1 pseudogene is annotated in these 265 nt (G+C 41.9%); it reads left to right on the plus strand.

The features are described 5' to 3' along the window. Positions 1-265: pseudogene (locus tag AAEY55_RS18385) on the plus strand (methyl-accepting chemotaxis protein); the annotation flags it as partial.

Consider the following 265-nt stretch of genomic DNA (forward strand, 5'->3'; position numbering starts at 1 on the left):
CTGCAGGGTAAAGAAAGCTTATTTATAGAGCAAAACACTGATAGCCGCAGTATGACCTACCTACGCCCGATGTATGCGAGCTCTGATTATAAAGGTACAAACTGTTTAGGCTGCCATCAAGCACAAGAAGGCGATGTACCGGGTGTGGTAAAAATTAGCTATTCCTTAGCCGATATTGATAGCGAGGTAACTTACAACACCTTAATAACCACCAGCCTACTGTCTACTATTTTTATTATTGCCTTTGTGCTGCTAGGTATAGTGT

Origin of the sequence: Pseudoalteromonas sp. 120-MNA-CIBAN-0494 (assembly GCF_040308885.1) — a bacterium.
Lineage (GTDB): Bacteria > Pseudomonadota > Gammaproteobacteria > Enterobacterales > Alteromonadaceae > Pseudoalteromonas > Pseudoalteromonas nigrifaciens.